We start from the raw sequence: 17,745 nt of genomic DNA on the forward strand, positions 1-17,745 counted from the left end.
GCCGTCAGGCGTCGTAGTCCACCGAGACCTCGGGCGTCAGCGGCGTGGCCTGGCAGGTCAACACGTAACCGGCCGCGACGTCGTCCGGCTCCAGCGCGTAGTTGCGGGCCATCGCCACCTCGCCGGAGACCAGCCGGGCGCGACAGGTCGCGCAGACGCCGCCCTTACAGGCGTAGGGCAACTCCGCGCGGACGGCCAGCGCCGCGTCCAGGACCCGGCCGTCGCGCGGCATGGTGGTGCGGGACTCGCGGCCGTCCAGCCGGACCGTGAGCGTGACGTCGTCCGCGTTGCCGACCGGCGGGGCGGGCGCGGTGACCGGGCCGGCGTAGAACAGCTCCGTGTGCACCAGCGGCGCGCCCCGGCCGCGCAGCACCGCCTCCGCCGTCTCCACCAGCGCGGCCGGGCCGCACAGGAACCACTCGTCGATCGCGCCGGCCGGGATCGCGGCGTCGCACAGCAGCTCCAGGCGGTCGCGGTCGAGGCGGCCGGAGAGCGCGGGCGACAGGCCGGGCTCGCGGGAGAGCACGTGCAGGATCTGCAGGCGGGCCGGGTAACGGTCCTTGAGCGCGCCGAGCTCGTCCGCGAACATCACGCTCGCGGCCGCGCGGTTGCCGTAGAGCAGCGCGAACGTGCTGTGCGGCTCGGTGGCGAGCGCGGTGGCGATCAGGCTCAGCACCGGCGTGATGCCGGAGCCGGCCACGATCGCGCCGTACCGCCGGGTGCGTGCCGGGTCGAGGTCGGTGGTGAACGTGCCGAGCGGCGGCAGCACCTCCAGGGTGGCACCGGCGCCGAGTGCCCGGACCCCGGCGCTGCTGAACGCGCCGCCCGGCACCTCCTTCACGCCGATCCGGATTTTTCCGGTTTTATCGAGATCTTGTGGGGTGGAACAGATCGAGTAGGAGCGGCGGACCGCGGGCGCGTACCGCACCGTGACGTGCTGGCCGGGACGGAACGCGAAGTCGGCGCGCAGCTCACCGGGCACGTCGAACGTGATCGCCACGGCCTCCGCGGTCAGCCGGTCCACGCGCGCCACCGGCAGCGGATGCCAGACCGGCCGGCGCCGGGCCACCCGGGTCATCGTTCCTTCACCCGCGGGAACGGCTCGGCGCACGCCCGGCACCGCCACAGCGACGTGCACGCGGTGGACCCGAACCGGCTCAGCTCCTCGGTATCCGGCGAGCCGCAGCGCGGGCAGCGCACCGAGATGGTCAGCAGCGCCGGGCGGGGCGGCGCGACCCCGGCGTCCGCCAGCTTCCGGCGCCCGTCCGCACTGATCCACTCCGTGGTCCACGGCGGGCTCAGCCGGGTCTCGATCGCCACCTCGGGATAGCCGGCGCCGGCCAGCGCGGCACGGATGTCGTCACGGATCGCGGACACCGCGGGGCAGCCGGTGTACGTCGGCGTGATCGTCACGGTGACGCGCCCGTCGTCCGCCACCTGGACCGCGCGCAGGATGCCCAGCTCCGCGATGGTCACGAACGGCAGCTCCGGGTCGGTGACCCCGGCCGCGGCGGACAGCGCGGTCACCATCGGGCCCCCGGGTGCGCGCGGTGCAGCCGCTGCATCTCGTCCAGCAGCTCGGTCAGGTGTTCGGTGTGCCGCCCGGCCCGGCCGTCCAGGCCCGCGGGCACCCCGGCCTCGCCGGGAACCCGCAGCGTCGCCTCGGCCAGCGCCGCCTCGACGGTGCCGGTCCACTCCGCGCGGTCCGGGTCGGCCGCGATGCCGGGCAGCCGCCGCGCGACCGGATCGGCGACGAACAGCTCCCGGGTGTACGGCCAGAGCCGGTCGATCGCGTCCTGCATGCGCCGGTGCGACTCGGGCGTGCCGTCGCCGAGCCGGACCGTCCACTGTGTGGCGTGGTCCAGGTGGTACGCGGTCTCCAGCCCGGCCGTGGCCGCGATCCCGGCGAGCCGCTCGTCACCGGAGGCGGCCAGCCGGGCGTAGAGCGGGCGCTGCCAGGCCGCGAGGAACAGCAGCTTGGCGACGGTCACCGCGAAGTCGCCGTTGGGCAGCTCGACCAGCACGTGGTTGCGGAACTCGGCCGGTCCCCGCAGGAACGCCAGCGTGTCCTCGTCGCCGGCGCCGGTCAGCTCGGCGGCGTAGCCGAGCAGCAGCCGGGCGGCGCCGAGCTGGTCCAGCGCGATGTTCGCCAGCGCCACGTCCTCCTCCATCTCCGGGGAGGACGCGTACAGCTCGCCCAGGCGCTGCGCGGCGATCAGCGCGTCGTCGCCCAGGCCCAGCGCGTACAAGGCGAGGTCGGCGCTCACAGGTGCGGCGCCCCGTCCGGCACCGAGTAGTACGTGGGATGCCGGTACGGCTTGTCCGGCGCCGGATCCAGCTCGTCCCCGGACGCGACGACCGCGTCGCTCGGCACCACCCAGACGGAGACGCCCTCCTGGCGACGCGTGTAGAGGTCGCGGGCGTTGCGCAGCGCCATCGCGGCGTCCGGCGCGTGCAGGCTGCCCGCGTGCGTGTGCGCGAGACCGCGGCGCGGCCGCACGAACACCTCCCACAGCGGCCACCCGGCGCTCATGCCGCCCGCTTCGAGGCGTAAGCGGCAGCCGCCTCGCGGACCCAGGCGCCGTCGTCGTGGGCGGCGCGGCGGTGGGCCATGCGCTCGGCGTTGCACGGGCCGTCGCCGGTGATGACGCGCTTCAGCTCGTCGTAGTCGGGCGGCGTGAAGTCGTGGGCGCCGCGGTCCGGGTTCCACCGCAGGTTGTCGTCGGGGATGCGCAGGCCGAGCACCTCCGCCTGCGGCACGCACATGTCGACGAAACGCTGGCGCAGCTCGTCGTTGGAGAAACGCTTGATCTTCCACTGGATCGAGCGCGCGGAGTGGACCGAGTCCGTGTCCGGCGGGCCGAACATCGCCAGCGACGGGTACCACCAGCGGTCGAGCGCGTCCTGCGCCATCGCGTGCTGCGCCGGGGTGCCGTGCGCCAGCGTGTGCAGCAGCTCGTAGCCCTGGCGCTGGTGGAACGACTCCTCCTTGCAGATGCGGACCATGGCCCGTGCGTACGGCCCGTAGGAGCAGCGGCAGAGCGGCACCTGGTTGACGATCGCGGCACCGTCCACCAGCCAGCCGATGGCACCGATGTCCGCCCAGGTCAGCGTGGGGTAGTTAAAGATCGAGCTGTACTTCTGCCGGCCCTGGACGAGGTGATCGACCAGTTCGTCGCGGGTGACGCCGAGCGTCTCCGCCGCCGCGTAGAGATAGAGGCCGTGGCCGGCCTCGTCCTGCACCTTGGCCAGCAGGATGGCCTTGCGCTTCAGGCTCGGCGCCCGGGTGATCCAGGAGCCCTCCGGCTGCATGCCGATGATCTCGGAGTGGGCGTGCTGGGCGATCTGGCGGATCAGCCCCTTCCGGTACGCCTCCGGCATCCAGTCGGCCGGCTCGACCTTCTCCTCGGCCGCGACCAGGGCGTCGAAGCGTTCCTCGCGGGTCAGCTCATCGATGCCGTCCATCATCCGAGTGTTACACCGGGCGTCCTCCCTTGCAATAGACTGTCACACGTGCCATTTGACTGCTTTTACCCTTTTGTGGGATATGCTCCCTCGCTGTGGGGAAGCGACGGGCAACACCGCGATCGCGGGCGCACCGGCTGATCGTGCCCGCCGCCGTGCTGGCCGTGCTCGCGGCCGGCGTCGGCGTCGCGCGCCTGGTGTCCGCCTCCGGCGACGCCCGGGCCGCGGCACCGGTCTGGCACACGCCGGCACTGCCGCCGCGGATTCTGGAGAAGGGCGGCGTACCGCCGCTGTCGCCCCGGGTGCTGGAGGCCCAGCCCGCGTTCCCGGTCCGCCCGGCCGCGGTGCACATCGAGGGCGACGCCTGGTGGTCGTGGGCACTGCTCGACCACCGCACCGGCACGCTCTCCGGCTCGCCCAACGTCGGCGAGACCAGCACCACCGCGTCCCTGATCAAGGCGTGGATCGGCGCCGACTTCCTGCGCCGCGCGGACGCGGCCGGACGCCGGCCCGGCGACGTGCGCATGCGCCAGCTGCGGATCATGCTGCGGGACAGCGACAACGTGGCCGCGGAGGCGCTCTGGGCCGCGGTCGGGCGGTCCGAGTCGATCCGGCGGCTGCAGCGCATCTGCCAGCTGATGGACGGCGGGCCGTACCGGCAGCTGTGGAGCAACACCCGGCTCTCCGCGCGCGACGTGGCGCTGCTCGGCCGCTGCATCGCGGACGGGCGCGCGGCCGGGGCCGCCTGGACGCCCTGGCTGCTGCGCGAGATGCGCGCGGTCCGCGGCGTCGGCGACTTCGGCATCCGCAAGGCGTTCCCGCCGGAGGCCGCGGCGACCATCGCGATCAAGAACGGCTGGGTGACGCGCGACGCGCTCGGCGAGTGGCACGTGAACTGCCTGGCGATCGGCGACGGCTGGAGCATCGGGGTGCTGACCCGCTATCCGGCCTCCCGGGGGTACGCGTACGGCGCCTCGATCTGCCGCAAGGTGGGACGCCAGCTGCGCGCCTCCTGAGGGGTGCGTTCTGGAACACCTTCTGCGGCGGTTTGTACGGACCGGCGGTTACCGTGGCGGGCATGAACGATCGTGTGCAGCGTCCGCGGGTCGGGCACATCCAGTTCCTCAACTGCCTCCCGATCTACTGGGGGCTGATGCGCTCCGGTGCGCTCATCGACGTGGACCTGCACAAGGACAGCCCGGACGCGCTCAACGACGCGCTGGTCGCCGGCGACCTGGACATCGGGCCGATCTCGCTGCTCGAATACCTGCGGCACGCGGACGAACTGCTGCTCCTGCCGAACATCGCGGTCGGCAGCGACGGACCGGTGCTCTCCGTGAACATCGTGTCGAAGAAGCCGCTGGAGGATCTGGACGGCGCCCGGGTCGCGCTCGGCTCCGCCTCCCGGACCAGCGTGCTGCTGGCCCGGATGATGCTGGCCGAGCGGTGGGGCGTGCGCCCGGAGTACTTCACCTGCCCGCCCGACCTCACCGCCATGCTGCTGGAGGCGGACGCCGCGGTGGTCATCGGCGACGTGGCGCTGCGCGGCATGTACGAGGCCCCGCGCCACGGCCTGCACGTCACCGACCTGGGCCAGGCCTGGCGCGAGTGGACCGGGCTGCCCATGGTGTTCGCGGTCTGGGCCGCCCGCCGTGACTTCGCCGCGCAGCACCCGGGCCGGGTCAAGGACGTGCACGAGGCGTTCCTGCGCTCCCGCGACCTCTGCCTGGCCGAGCTGGACGACGTCGCGGCCTCGGCCGCCCGGTGGGAGCCGTTCGACGCGGACACGCTGGCCACCTACTTCCGCGCGCTGGACTTCTCGCTCGGCGAGCGCCAGGTCGAGGGGCTGCGCGAGTTCGCCCGGCGGGCCACCGCGCGCGGTGAGGCGCCGGCCCTGCCCGCGGACGGGCCGGCGTTCTTCCCCGCCTGATCCGCCGCTACCTCGGGAGGCGGGCGACGACCTCGGTACCCTCGGTCTCGCCCGTCTCGGTGAAGCCCACACCGGCGTAGGCGCGCCGGGCCGCCTCGTTGTCCGGCTCGTAGGAGAGCGCGAAGCCGGTCACCTGCGGCTCCTCGGCCAGCACCCGCTCGATCAGCGCGGCGATGGCCGCCCGGCCCAGTCCGTCGCCCTGCCGCGCCTCGTCGATGATCACGCCGCCGATCCAGGCCGCGTCGTCGGCCGGGTCGATCGTCCACATGAGAAACCCGACGATCTCGCCGTCCGCGCTCACCGCGAGCGGACGCCAACCGGCGTCGCCGTACTGGCAGAGCGCCAGGTAGTAGGTGGGCGGCGCGACCCATTCGCGCTGGTGCGGGGCCACGGTCAGCTCGGCCACCGCACGCCAGTTACCGGAGTCGACCGCCACGAGTGAGATCTTCGACATGCCGCGCATGGTGCCAGCCCACCACCGGATGATCTTCTCCGGGTACGCCGTCGCGGCGCTCTCACCCGGCCACCGCGCACCCACGGAGTCTCGACCCGGCCACCACGAGACCGGCCCACCGCGCAGTCCTCACCCGGCCACCACGAATCGGCTCCGTCGCGAGGTCTTGACCCGGCCGCCGCTAAACCGCCGCGCCACGCACTCCCGGCCCGTCCACCGCCCAACCGGCGCCGCCGTGGGGTCGTGCGCCGGCCACCGCGGGACCGGCTCCGTCGCGGCGTCGGAGCGGCGGCGGAGACGCCGCGCGGTTTGCCCGCGGGAGCACCGTGACTCGGCCACGCCGGAAGTGGGTAAATCGGTGAGGTTCGGTCAGGTCTTGCTCGGCACCGACTCCGGCGCGGCGGCGGATCGTTGCGGGTCCGGCGTGAGGTGGGACGCCGGGGGTGCGGCCAGGCCACCGAGGAGCGCGCCGAGGGCCGCGGTGATCACGACGATGCCGGTGATCATTTCGATCGGCCAGCGGAGGCCGGCGTCGAGGTGCAGGCCGAGGAGCAGGCCGGACCAGACCAGGCCGACGTGGATGGCGCCGGCGATCGGCAGGCGCAGGGCGGCGCGTGGGCCGCGGACCGCGTCCAGCCAGACGACGATGACGTCGGCGAGCAGCGCGGCCAGGATCGCGGTGAACGAGGCGAACGCCATCGGGGCCGGGAACTCGAACATGAACATGCCGAACAGCGCGGTACCGGCGGTGACCGCGGCGCCGGCGCCGAGCGTGGGGCGGCGGCGGTGGGCCAGCAGGAACGGGATCGCGATCACCGGCGTGGTGAAGACGAACGCGTCGACGCCGAGCAGCGCGACCGTGCCGGCGGGCGAGGCGAGACCGCCGTTGGCGAGGCCCGGGTCGAACGGGCGGACGGGCGCGTCGCTGAGGAACGCGCTGGAGTGGCTGAGCAGGATCGTGGTCACCGTGGGCGTGAGCGCGAGCGAGATGACGCCGGTGACCGTGCGCAGGCCGCCCTCGCCCGCGGCCCACCAGGCGCGAAGCGGGCTGCTGACCAGCAGGACCCCGCCGATGACCAGGAGCAGGTGGCTGGGGCTGAACTGGGCGTTCAGGCCGATCTCGATGCCGATCGTCTCGTGCCAGATCATGTCGCCGAGGCCGCCGGCCGCGAACAGGAGCGCGCCGAGCGCGCCGACGCGGTACCCGGCCGGCCAGCCGTCCCGCCACCAGCGCGGTGCGGCGGCGCGGCGCGTGTAGGCGAGCCAGAACGTCCAGCCCGCGGTGCCGGCGAGCCCGGCGTAGAGGATGCCGTGCCACGGCGTGAAGAAGGATTCCAAACTGGACGAAAGGTTGGAGTGCGCCCAGCCGTCCATGTTGCCGCCGGCCACGAGCACGAACGCCAGGACGACCGTGATCAGGTCCTCCCGGGCGGTGGTGCGCAGTCTGCTGGTCATCAGGTACCCGCCCCCGATCGTCGGCCCCGGAGCCTGATCGTCCCCCGCGGCCAGGCCATCGACGACCACCGTTTCAGGACCCGATAACCACGACAATTGGGTACGGGTGTCAGACCGCGGCGAGCACCGGCCCGGTCGCGCGCTCGCGCCGCACGGCACGCACGATCGGCACCGCCACCAGCGCGGCGACGCTCACGCCGGCGACGCCGAGCGCGAGGACCAGCGTGCGCGGCGGCAGGAGTTCGAGCAGGAAGCCGGCCAGCGCGTACCCGGTCAGGCCCGCGCCCTGCACCCAGCCGACCAGGATCGCGAACGCCCGCCCGTGCGACTCGGCCGGCACGCGGCGCGCGACCAGCACGTTCTGCTGCACGTTCAGCCCGCCGTTGCAGAGGCCGCCGAGCAGGTACAGCGGGGTGACCCAGAGCAGCGCCGGGACGGCCGCCATCGCCGCGATCGCCAGGCAGGTGCCGGCCAGCGCGGCCAGCGTGCCGTAGACCAGCGCGCCGTCGTCGCGCATGCGGCGTACCAGCCGGGCCGTGGCCCAGGTGCCGGCCAGCAGTCCCGCCGCCCAGAGCCCCTCGACGACGCCGTACGCGGTGGTGGAGGCGTGCAGCGTCTCCCGGAGGTAGAAGACGGCCACCACGTTGATCGCGCCCACGCCGAGCACCACGCCCGCGACGGCCACCGTGATCGCGCCGAGCAGTGGGTCACGCCAGTAGCGGAACGGCGTGGTGTCCGCGGCCCGCGCCGCCGCGTCGCCGGTCACCGCCGCCGCGCGACGCGTGCGGATGAGCAGGCCGGCCGCGGCCAGCGCCAGGAAGAACCCGGCGTCGACGATCAGCGGGACGCGCGGGCCGAACTGTCCGGCCAGCACGCCGGCCAGCACCGGCGCGGCGAGCGCGCCGATCGAGGACATCGTCTGGGCGAGCGCGGTGGCCCGGGGCAACTCGTCGCGGCTCACCATGGCCGGCAGCAACGCCGCGAGGGTCGGCTGGGTCAGCGCCAGCCCGCAGGCGATCAGCGCCACCAGCGCGATGATCGCCGCCGGCGCGGTCGTGAACGCCAGCAGCACGCACACCCCCGCCTGCGCCACGCCGACGCCGGCCAGCAGCCGCCGGCTGTCCACCCGGTCGACCAGGCGCCCGGTCAGCGGCGCCAGCACCACCAGCGGCGACACGCCCGCGAGCAGCAGCCCCGACACCGCGAATCCGCCGGCGCCGGTGGACTGCAACGTCAGCGCCAGCGTGGTCGCGGCCAGCAGGTCACCGGCCACGGACAGCCCACGCGCCCCGGCCACGAGCCATACGTCGCGCCCACCCGCCCGACTTATGAAAGACATACTTTGAAAATAATCCTTCACATCTGGGCAGTGCAATACCGGGCCGGCTGGAGGACTTCGTGGGCAGGGGTGCGCGCGATGCCACCCCGGGCCGTCCACGACATGAACGGCGATCGCGTGACCGGGGTCAGTCGGTGAGATCCTGCGGGGTCGCGGCGTAGTGGATGACGACCGTGCGGGCGTCGGCCGGCGGGTCGGTACGGCTGCGGCGGCGGTACGGCTCGACCAGCTCCATGATCGACTGGTTGAGCTTGATCGCCTCGTCCGGCGTCATCGTGCAGACGAAGCTGCCGAGCTGGCCGACGTCGTACCACTCCGGCGGCGCCAGGTGGGCGGTCTGCGCGTAGGCCCGGATTCGCTCGAAGTCGCGCTGCAGGTAGGTGTCGATCAGCGCGATCTCCGCGGCCCGCGTGTCGTCCGACGCGTCCTGACCGGCCTCGATGCTGAACGACGGGATCGCCGCCCGCCACAGCCGCTCCCGCCCGTCGCCCCGGCTCGGCGCCTCCTCCACCATGCCCGCCTTGGCCAGCGCGCGCAGGTGGTAACTGGTCGCGCTCGGCGACAGCCCGGCCACCTCCGCGCACGAGGTCGCGGTGACCGACTCCCCGGTCGAGCTCAGGTGTTCCATGATGGCCAGGCGCGCGGGGTGCGCCAGCGCCCGCATGACCCGCGGGTCCGAGATCGTCACCCGCTGCGACCCACGCCGCTCCGCGTCACTCATCGGCACCCCTCCCTCCACCACCCCGATCATCCCAGCCGCGCGCTCCCGACGAACCTCGCGGGTCGTCCTCGGCGGTAAATCGGTGGAGCGGGGGTGGGTGGGGGCGTAAGGTGGTGGGCCGCTTGACGGCCGCGGTGGATGGCACCGGAGCGGACGTCCCACGCGCCGGGCGCCCTGGAGGGGTGTGTGCCGGAGACGCGAGCGATCAGGCAGCGGAGATTGCGTGAGGATGCAGCGTGCCCGCAGAGGATCTGGAATTTGAGCTGGACAGCGAACGTGCCCATCTGACGGCGTCGCGTGCGGCGTTACGGCGGATGCGGGAACACGCGGAGGCGCTGTTCGCCACCGGGGACAAGGTGGCCGGCGACTCGTACACGGCGGAGCAACTCGGGCGGCACATGGCGCGCCGGGTGCTGGAGCTGGCCGACGACCCGGCCACGCCGCTGTTCTTCGGGCGGCTGGACTTCGGTGCCGGGGAGCACGCGGGGCACGGCTACCACGTGGGGCGCCGGCACGTGACGGACGAGGCCGGCGAGCCGATGGTGCTGGACTGGCGGGCGCCGATCTCCCGGTCGTTCTACCGGGCCGGGGTGAAGGACCCGCAGGGCGTGGCGGTACGCCGGCGGTTCGGCTTCGTCGAGGGCGTGATCACGTCGTTCGAGGACGAGCACCTGGACCGCGGCGAGGAGCTGGGCACCGCGTCGAAGATCCTGACCCAGGAGATCGAGCGCCCGCGCGTGGGCCCGATGCGCGACATCGTGGCCACGATCCAGCCGGAGCAGGACGAGCTGGTCCGCGCGGACGTGGCCGACTCGCTGTGCGTGCAGGGCGCGCCGGGCACCGGCAAGACCGCGGTGGGCCTGCACCGGGCCGCCTACCTGCTGTACCTGCACCGGGAGCGGCTGCGCCGGTCCGGCGTGCTGATCGTCGGGCCGAACCGGGCGTTCCTCGGCTACATCGCGGCGGTGCTGCCGGCGCTGGGCGAGGTGGAGGTGGCGCAGAGCACGGTCGAGGACCTGATCGCGCGGGTGCCGGTCCGCGCCGAGGACGCCACGCCCGCGGCGGTGGTCAAGCACGACGCGCGGATGGCGGAGGTGCTGCGCCGCGCGGTCTGGTCGCACGTCGGGAAGCCGGTGGAGCCGATGACGGTGCCGGACGGGTCGTACCGGTGGCGGATCGGCGAGGAGCCGCTGCGCCGGGTGGTGGACGAGGCGCGGCGCGAGGGCCTGCCGTACGCGGTGGGCCGCGAGCGGGTCCGGGCCCGGGTGGTGTCGCTGCTGCTGCGGCAGTCGGAGGCGCGCCGGGGCGACTCGCCGTCCGAGGCGTGGCAGCGGCGGATGGCGAAGGCGAAGCCGGTCACCGATTTCCTGGACGCGGTCTGGCCCGCGCTGACGCCGGAGGGCGTGCTGTATCGGCTGTTCAGCGACCGTGACGCGCTGCGGGAGAGCGCCGACGGCCTGCTCACCGACGAGGAGCGGGAACTGCTCATGAAGCGGCCGGCCGCGCGGACCGCCCGGGCCACCAGGTGGACCGGCGCGGACGTGGTCCTGCTGGACGAGATCGCCGGGCTGCTGGACCGCATGCCCAGCTTCGGGCACGTGGTGCTGGACGAGGCACAGGACCTGTCCCCGATGCAGTGCCGCGCGATCGCGCGCCGCACCGAGCACGGCTCGATCACGCTGCTCGGCGACCTGGCGCAGGGCACCGCCCCGTGGGCGTCCACGGACTGGGCGGAGTCGCTGCGCCACCTGGGCAAGCCGGGCGCGCCGGTGGTGCCGCTGACCGTCGGCTTCCGGGTGCCGGCCGCGGTGGTGGAGCTGGCCAACCGGCTGCTGCCGAGCCTCGCGGTGAACGTGCCGCCGGCCGAGTCGCTGCGCCGGGACGGGTGGCTGGACGTACGCGCGACGGATGATCTCGAAGAGGAGACGCGGCGTGCGGTGCGTGTGGCACTGGAGCACGAGGGGTCCGTGGCGGTGATCGCGGCGGACGCCGCGGTCGAGCGGCTGGGCAAGGCGCTGGGCGAGCACGAGCGGGTCGAGATCGTCCCGGCCTCGATCGTCAAGGGACTCGAGTACGACCACGTGATCGTGGTCGAGCCGGCGGAGATCGTCGACGCCGAGCCACGCGGATTGAACAGGCTCTATGTCGTGCTCACCCGGGCCGTGTCGAGACTCACGGTCATTCACGCGGTTCCGCTGCCGGGGCCGCTGACCTGAGCCATGGTTTAGGGAGCGAGCCCCAGCGAGAGGACGGACATGACACTCCCCCGCAACGGCTATCTCCCGATTGAGGAGCACGGCATCGTCGGCGACCTGCGCACCGTGGCGCTGGTGGGCACGGACGGGACCATCGACTGGTACTGCCCCGCCCGGTTCGACTCGCCGTCACTCTTCGCCGCGTTGCTCGACTCCGGCAAGGGCGGCTACTTCTCCATCCACAGCCGAGCCTCGGCCCGCCCGAAGCAGCTCTATCTACCCGAGACGAACATCCTGGTGACCCGGTTCGTCGGCGCGGAGGCGGTCGGCGAGGTCATCGACTTCATGGTGCCGGAGACGTCGGAGACCGCGGCCGCGCGCGACCTGCTGGTACGGCGGGCGCGCGCGGTCCGCGGCCGGGCCACGTTCGAGCTGGCCTGCCATCCGGCGTTCGACTACGGCCGCGTGTCGCACACGGTCGAGCTCGTCGCCGGCGTCGGCGCGGTCTTCACCTCCGCGGCCGGCCGGTTCGTGCTGCGCACCAGCGTGCCGCTGAAGATCGAGGAGAACGGTGTCGGCGCCACGTTCACGCTGGACGAGGGCGAGACCGTGGAGATCCAGTTGGAGTGGAAGGGCGAGGTGCGCCCGCTGATCGACGGCGAGAACGAGGACCTGTTCGTCCGCACCTCGGACTTCTGGCAGCGGTGGCTGAGTCAGTGCACGTATCGGGGGCGCTGGCGGGAGACCGTGCAGCGCTCCGCGCTCGCGCTCAAGCTGCTGGTCTACCACCCGACCGGCGCGCTGATCGCGGCGCCGACCACGTCGCTGCCGGAGGAACTGGGCGGCATCCGCAACTGGGACTACCGGTACGCGTGGCTGCGGGACGCCGCGTTCACCATCTACGCGCTGATGCGGCTGGGCTTCCTGGAAGAGGCGGCCGCGTTCATGGACTGGGTGCAGAAGCGGTGCGAGGAGGCGGACCGCGACAAGGACCTCATGATCATGTATGCGGTGGACGGCAGCCCGGAGATCCCCGAGTTCGAGCTCGGCCACCTGGAGGGCTATCGCGGGTCAGCGCCGGTCCGGGTCGGTAACAACGCGGTCAGCCAGCGGCAGATCGACGTGTACGGCGAGCTGATGGACTCGGTCTACCTCTACAACCGGGAGGTGCCGATCTCGTACGACCTGTGGACCCACCTGTCCAAGCGGCTCGCCTGGCTGTCCAAGCACTGGGAGGAGCCGGACGAGGGCATCTGGGAGATTCGCGGGCCCCGGCAGCGGTTCACCTATTCCGCCCTGATGACCTGGGTGGCGTACGACCGGGCGTGCCGGCTGGCCCGGGACCGCGGCCTCCCGGCGCCGATCGAGCGGTGGCGCAAGCTGGGCAACGCGGCGTACCGGTTCGTACAGGACTCCTGCTGGGACCGGGAGATCGGCGCGTACGTGATGCACCCGGGCAGCAAGCTGCTGGACGCGTCGCTGCTGGTCATGCCGCTGGTGAAGTTCTCCGGTCCGACCGACCCCCGCTTCCTGTCCACGTTGGACCGGATCTCGTCGGAGCTGGCCTCGGACAGCCTGGTCCACCGGTACGCGCACACCGGCCACGACGGGCTCGCCGGCCAGGAGGGCACGTTCAACCTCTGCTCGTTCTGGTACGTGGAGGCGCTCACCCGGGCCGGCCGCGTGCGCGAGGCCCGGATGATCTTCGAGAAGATGTTGACCTACGCCAACCACGTGGGCCTGTTCGCCGAGGAGATCGGCCCGTCCGGCGAGCAGCTCGGCAACTTCCCGCAGGCGTTCACCCACCTGGCACTGATCTCCGCCGCGGTGAACCTGGACGCCGCACTGGACCGGTAGCGGTCCCCCGTGCGGGGGAACCGGAATTGATCCCCGCACGGGGATGGGGTGACTCGGCCCGATCCATAAAGTCGTTCACGTCGAGACGGGCGAACGACCGAAAGGGATCGGGCCGATGTTCACCATTCAGCAGGACCAGCTCAGGCGATTCCGTTTTCCGATTCTCTTCGGCACGATGTTGCTCGTGCTCGTGGCGTCGCGGGGCATCAACGGCCTGGCGTCCGTCAACCCGCTGATCGCACTGGTTGCGGGTGCCTTGACCAGTGCCGCCGCGATCGCCGCATACGTCTGGCTGACCCGCCGGGTCGAGGGCCGGGAGGCGGACGAGGTGTCGCTGAGAAACATGTGGCCGGGCCTTTTCCGCGGCATTCTGCTCGGCGCCGGGCTGTTCACCGCGACCATTCTCCTGATCGGAATGTTCGGCGGCTGGGCGAGCGTCTCCTGGCATTCGTTCGGTGCGTTCCTGGTGACGCTGGGCCTGATGGCGAGCGTCGCCGTCAGCGAGGAGCTGCTGTTCCGCGGCGTCGTGTACCGGATTCTGGAGGAGCGGGCCGGCACGGTTATCGCGGTGCTCGCGTCCTCGCTGTTCTTCGGCGCGATGCACCTGGTCAACGAGCACGCCACGCCGTGGGGCGCGGTGGCGATCGCGCTGGAGGGCGGCACGCTGACCGCGGCCTGCTTCCTGCTGACCCGCTCGCTGTGGCTGCCGATCGGCCTGCATTTCGCCTGGAACGCCACCCAGTCGGGCGTGTTCGGCGCCCCGGTCTCCGGCGCCGAGAGTGGCGACAGCGGCCTGCTGCACCTGGCGCTGCACACCTCGAAGACCGCGCTGACCGGCGGCACGTTCGGCCCGGAGGCCAGCCTGATCGCGATGCTGGTCTGCACGGTGCCCGCGATCCTGCTGCTGCGCCGGGCCCACCGGGCCGGCCGGTTCCGCACCGGCACGCTGACCGGCCGGCTGCGGGCCCGCCCCGAGTGATCGGGCGGTGCGGGGGAACGCCGGCCTCACGGCCGGCGTTCCCTCGGCTCAGGACGACATGATCCGGCCGATGTTCTCCGGGGACAGGTACTCGTCGATCGGCGTGCTGCCCTGCAGCGCGCCGAAGAAACGCGTGCTCTCCGCCGGGTCGGACGCGATCTTCGCGAACAGCGCGGCCTGCTCCGGCGGCGGCGGTTCCATCGAGGCCAGACCCACGGTCATCCGCAGGTACGGCAGGAAGCGCTCGTCCCGCGTGGCCTGGTACTCCGCGAGCGCGTCCGCCATCGGCCGCTGCCCGGCCAGCCCGGCGTGCACGGCCGCGGCCAGCCACTCCGCGGACAGGAACGCGTCCATGATCCCGGCGGCCATGCACGGGTCCTTGTGGTAGCCGGCGTCGCCGACCAGCGCCCAGCCGTCGCCGAACGCGGCGCGGAAGAAGTTCGGCACGTCCGCGGTACCGCGGATCCGCTCGGTGCGCTCGCCGTTCGCGACCCGCGCGGCCACGTCCGGCACCCGCGCGATCGCGGCCGCGAAGTTGCCCTCCACATCCGTCCGGAACTCGTGGAAGTCCGCGATCGGGCAGGCGACGAACACCACGGCCGTCCCGTCGTTGGTCGGGAAGATCACCACCGTACGGTCGCCGAGGTTGTAGATCTCCGCGCCGTCCCGCGAGACGCCGGTGTAGTACGCGTAGTAGCCCGCGGTCAGCGCCGGGGTCTCCGCGTAGACCTTCGCGTCGACCGCCTTGGCCACCGTGGAGTGCAGGCCGTCCGCGCCGATCACGATGCGCGCCCGCTCGACCGCGCCGTCCCGGGTCCGCACGCCGGTGACCGTACCGTCCTCGATCAGGATCTCGTCCACGGCGACGCCGGTGCGCACCTCCGCGCCGGCCTCGCGCGCCGCGTCGAGGAGAATCCGGTCCAGCTGCGTCCGCCGCACGCAGTAGGGCGAGACCGCGCCCTCGAACGGCGGCGGCTGGCCGACGATCGCGAACGGGCCGAAGTCCATGGTGAACGTGGTGTGCGGTGGCGCGCCGGTGGCGACCACCGCGTCGTGCAGGCCCCACCGCTCGAGCGCGGCCATCGCGGGAACGTGCATGAGGTGCGTCGACAGGGTGTCGCTGGGAAAAGTGGCCTTGTCCAGGAGCAGGACGCTGTGCCCCTGACGGGCCAGCAACATGGCGGTCGGCGAGCCCGCGGTGCGCGCGCCGACGACGATCGCGTCATACATGATCCCACGGTGGTCGACCGCGACCTGTGCGTCAACGAGGTGCCCGGCCGTCCGTTCGGCCGATGTTCCGTGGCACCTTTGTACACATGGAGATCACCACTGTTGACCTCGACGCGCCCCCGCAGCTGTGGGCGCGGTGGGTCGCGCAGGCGGCCGCGCTCGCGACGATCGGATACCGGGACGTGTACTGGATCGACGGTGCCGGCGCGCACCACGACGATCACGGTGGCAACTACGCCCGGTTGATGTTGATCGACGGTGACCGGGCGGTGCTCTTCGGATACGACCACGAGTACAGCCGAACCGTGGACTACAGCCCGCCGGTCGACCTGCTGGCCGGCGCGCCGGAGTGGCTGCCCTGGACGGACCTGACCGCGGCCACCAACGTCGACCAGTTGGGGTACGTCTACTGGTACGACCGGGCCTGGCACCGCGTCGCGTACCCGCACGACCTGGGCGACGACGGCCTGCTCGCCACGGTCCGCGAGGTGATCGACGACGAGCAGGCGCTGCTGGCGCTACGCGAGATCGTCTTCGAGTGGGGCCGGCACGGACCGGCCGACTCCGTGCGCGAGCGCGCGGACGTGGACGCCGCCGCGGACCGGCTGCTGGCCGCCGCGTACGCCCGATCGGTGGACGAGACGGTGCTGTGGAACCTGCTCGGCCGGGTCACCGCGGTCCGGCCCGACCCGCGCGCCGGCGTGGCCGCGGCCGCGCAGGGCGGTGGCACCCCGGGCAGCAGCGCGCCGTTCGTACCCGCCGCGCCCGCCCGGCCGGCCCGCCGTCGCGTCCGCCGGCTCAGCGAGGAACAGCACCAGCAGCTGGTCTGGTCCGCGATGCGGCAGGCCCCCGAGCTGGGCCGCCCGCACGACCTGACCTATCCGGCCTCGCCGGAGCTGACCGCGCTGGTCGGTTGGGCGCGGTCCCGTGCGCCGCACCGGGACGGCCGCTGCTCGGTGCTGTTCCAGCTCGAGATCGACGGCTCCAGCGAGCAGCCGGGCGAGTTCCCGCCCGCGCTCCGCGAGGGTGAGAACTCGTGGACGCCGTACCGGGAGGCCAGCGACCTGGCCCGGGCGCTGTGGACGGCCGAGGACTCCGGCGGCCGGGGCCGGTGGCTGTTCCTGCGGCTGGAGACGACCGCGCACGACTTCCACGTGGACCGGCGCTGGGACTCGTGGCCGCAGTGGTGGGAGTACGACGGCATCACCGGCCCGTGGCTGGACCAGCTGAACGCGGAGATGACGCACCGGTCGCCGCAGTGGCGCCCGGACTGGGCGGTCCTGCTCGACTCCGAGGTCGCCTGGAGCGGCCCGCCGGACCGCTACGCCCACCTGCTGAACTGAGTCCGCGCCGCGAAGGGGCCCCGCGGGCGCGGGCCCCTTCGTAGCATGCGGAGATGACCGATTTTGGGCACGGCACGCCCGTCTGGGCAGATCTGGGCACTCCCGACGTGGCGGACGCGGTCCGCTTCTACGGCCTGCTGTTCGGCTGGACCGCCGCGCAGGTGCCGGGCGGTAACGGATACGCGCTGTTCTCGCTGGGCGACGAGCCGGTCGCGGGCGTCGGCCCGGTGCGGGGCCTCGACGACCAGAACGAGTGGTGCACCTACCTGCTCACCGACGACGCCGACGAGTCCGCGCGCCGGGTGGCCGCGGCCGGCGGCACGGTGGAGAAGCCGCCGTACGACGTGCTGACGCTGGGCCGGACCGCCGCGTTCCTGGACCCGGCCGGCGCGGAGTTCTCCGTCTGGCAGCCCGGCGACCTGCCCGGCGCGGCCGTGTTCAACGCGCCCGGCGCGCTGACCTGGAACGAGTTGTCCACGCCGGACGCGGAGGGCGCGCAGCGGTTCTACGGCGACGTCTTCGGCTGGACCGCGAACCCGGGCGACTACCGCACCTGGCAGTCGGCCGGGCGCCAGATCGGCGGGCTGGTGCCGATCGACGCGCCGGCACCGGCCCGCTGGATGGTGTACTTCGGCGTCGCCGACTGCGACGCGAGCACCGAGCGCGCGATCCGGCTGGGCGCGACCGTCGCGGTCCAGCCGACCGACATCCCGTGGGGCCGGTTCGCCACGCTCAACGACCCGCAGGGCGCGTTCTTCTCGATCTTCCAGGGCTGAC

17 protein-coding genes are annotated in these 17,745 nt (G+C 72.9%); 7 read left to right on the forward strand and 10 right to left on the reverse strand.

All coding sequences use genetic code 11. The features are described 5' to 3' along the window. Window positions 1–4: 4 nt before the first annotated feature. Genes J2S41_RS32385 through paaA form a run of 5 tightly spaced genes read right to left on the reverse strand, consistent with a single transcriptional unit; the run spans window position 5 to window position 3,465 of the window. A complete protein-coding gene (locus J2S41_RS32385) occupies window positions 5–1,078 on the reverse strand; it encodes a 2Fe-2S iron-sulfur cluster-binding protein (RefSeq protein WP_310373691.1) in 1,074 nt (357 codons plus the stop codon). Then, window positions 1,075–1,530 carry a 1,2-phenylacetyl-CoA epoxidase subunit PaaD gene (gene paaD, locus J2S41_RS32390; RefSeq protein WP_310373693.1) on the reverse strand — a complete coding sequence of 152 codons (456 nt, stop codon included), beginning with the start codon at window positions 1,528–1,530 and terminating at the stop codon, window positions 1,075–1,077. Before paaD ends, J2S41_RS32385 begins: the two co-directional genes overlap by 4 nt. Beyond that, window positions 1,524–2,267, reverse strand: a complete 744-nt coding sequence (paaC, locus tag J2S41_RS32395) for a 1,2-phenylacetyl-CoA epoxidase subunit PaaC (protein WP_310373694.1) — start codon at window positions 2,265–2,267, stop codon at window positions 1,524–1,526. Before paaC ends, paaD begins: the two co-directional genes overlap by 7 nt. Further along, the gene (paaB, locus tag J2S41_RS32400) at window positions 2,264–2,533 is read right to left on the reverse strand and encodes a 1,2-phenylacetyl-CoA epoxidase subunit PaaB (RefSeq protein ID WP_310373697.1); all 270 of its coding nucleotides are present in this window, start codon (window positions 2,531–2,533) and stop codon (window positions 2,264–2,266) included. Before paaB ends, paaC begins: the two co-directional genes overlap by 4 nt. Continuing rightward, a complete protein-coding gene (gene paaA, locus J2S41_RS32405) occupies window positions 2,530–3,465 on the reverse strand; it encodes a 1,2-phenylacetyl-CoA epoxidase subunit PaaA (protein WP_310373699.1) in 936 nt (311 codons plus the stop codon). The genes paaB and paaA overlap by 4 nt, the downstream gene beginning before the upstream one ends. A 95-nt stretch (window positions 3,466–3,560) precedes the next feature. Between paaA and J2S41_RS32410 the strand changes: the two genes are divergently transcribed. Next, on the forward strand, window positions 3,561–4,481 hold the full coding sequence (locus tag J2S41_RS32410) for a hypothetical protein (protein ID WP_310373701.1): 921 nt from the start codon (window positions 3,561–3,563) through the stop codon (window positions 4,479–4,481). A gap of 62 nt (window positions 4,482–4,543) precedes the next feature. Further along, the gene (locus tag J2S41_RS32415; RefSeq protein ID WP_310373703.1) at window positions 4,544–5,395 is read left to right on the forward strand and encodes a menaquinone biosynthetic enzyme MqnA/MqnD family protein; all 852 of its coding nucleotides are present in this window, start codon (window positions 4,544–4,546) and stop codon (window positions 5,393–5,395) included. A 7-nt stretch (window positions 5,396–5,402) separates the two neighbouring features. Here J2S41_RS32415 and J2S41_RS32420 read toward each other — a convergent pair whose 3' ends face one another. The 4 genes from J2S41_RS32420 to J2S41_RS32435 all read right to left on the reverse strand — a co-directional run bounded on the left by J2S41_RS32420 (window position 5,403) and on the right by J2S41_RS32435 (window position 9,364). Further along, window positions 5,403–5,849 carry a GNAT family N-acetyltransferase gene (locus tag J2S41_RS32420; RefSeq protein ID WP_310373706.1) on the reverse strand — a complete coding sequence of 149 codons (447 nt, stop codon included), beginning with the start codon at window positions 5,847–5,849 and terminating at the stop codon, window positions 5,403–5,405. Window positions 5,850–6,218: 369 nt separating this feature from the next. Next, the gene (locus J2S41_RS32425) at window positions 6,219–7,304 is read right to left on the reverse strand and encodes a hypothetical protein (RefSeq protein ID WP_310373707.1); all 1,086 of its coding nucleotides are present in this window, start codon (window positions 7,302–7,304) and stop codon (window positions 6,219–6,221) included. Window positions 7,305–7,413: 109 nt separating this feature from the next. After that, complete coding sequence (locus J2S41_RS32430; RefSeq protein ID WP_310373709.1) at window positions 7,414–8,601, reverse strand: MFS transporter; 1,188 nt, start codon at window positions 8,599–8,601, stop codon at window positions 7,414–7,416. 169 nt (window positions 8,602–8,770) lie between these two features. Next, window positions 8,771–9,364 (reverse strand): ArsR/SmtB family transcription factor, encoded by a 594-nt coding sequence (locus tag J2S41_RS32435; protein WP_310373711.1) that lies wholly within the window; start codon window positions 9,362–9,364, stop codon window positions 8,771–8,773. Window positions 9,365–9,678: 314 nt separating this feature from the next. Here J2S41_RS32435 and J2S41_RS32440 point away from each other — a divergent pair, with 314 nt between their 5' ends. The 3 genes from J2S41_RS32440 to J2S41_RS32450 all read left to right on the forward strand — a co-directional run bounded on the left by J2S41_RS32440 (window position 9,679) and on the right by J2S41_RS32450 (window position 14,395). Continuing rightward, window positions 9,679–11,580 carry a HelD family protein gene (locus J2S41_RS32440; protein WP_310373713.1) on the forward strand — a complete coding sequence of 634 codons (1,902 nt, stop codon included), beginning with the start codon at window positions 9,679–9,681 and terminating at the stop codon, window positions 11,578–11,580. 39 nt (window positions 11,581–11,619) lie between these two features. Beyond that, the gene (locus J2S41_RS32445) at window positions 11,620–13,416 is read left to right on the forward strand and encodes a glycoside hydrolase family 15 protein (protein WP_310373714.1); all 1,797 of its coding nucleotides are present in this window, start codon (window positions 11,620–11,622) and stop codon (window positions 13,414–13,416) included. A 175-nt stretch (window positions 13,417–13,591) separates the two neighbouring features. After that, the gene (locus J2S41_RS32450; RefSeq protein ID WP_310373715.1) at window positions 13,592–14,395 is read left to right on the forward strand and encodes a CPBP family intramembrane glutamic endopeptidase; all 804 of its coding nucleotides are present in this window, start codon (window positions 13,592–13,594) and stop codon (window positions 14,393–14,395) included. A gap of 48 nt (window positions 14,396–14,443) precedes the next feature. Here the strand turns inward: J2S41_RS32450 and J2S41_RS32455 are convergent, their stop codons facing one another. Then, window positions 14,444–15,625, reverse strand: a complete 1,182-nt coding sequence (locus J2S41_RS32455) for an NAD(P)/FAD-dependent oxidoreductase (RefSeq protein ID WP_310373716.1) — start codon at window positions 15,623–15,625, stop codon at window positions 14,444–14,446. An 86-nt stretch (window positions 15,626–15,711) separates the two neighbouring features. Here J2S41_RS32455 and J2S41_RS32460 point away from each other — a divergent pair, with 86 nt between their 5' ends. Further along, window positions 15,712–16,968, forward strand: coding sequence for a hypothetical protein (locus J2S41_RS32460; protein WP_310373717.1), 1,257 nt, complete (start codon window positions 15,712–15,714; stop codon window positions 16,966–16,968). 53 nt (window positions 16,969–17,021) lie between these two features. Further along, complete coding sequence (locus tag J2S41_RS32465; RefSeq protein WP_310373720.1) at window positions 17,022–17,744, forward strand: VOC family protein; 723 nt, start codon at window positions 17,022–17,024, stop codon at window positions 17,742–17,744. The last annotated feature ends 1 nt before the right edge of the window (window position 17,745 follow it).

It is taken from the genome of Catenuloplanes atrovinosus, from assembly GCF_031458235.1.
Classification (GTDB): Bacteria; Actinomycetota; Actinomycetes; order Mycobacteriales; family Micromonosporaceae; genus Catenuloplanes; species Catenuloplanes atrovinosus.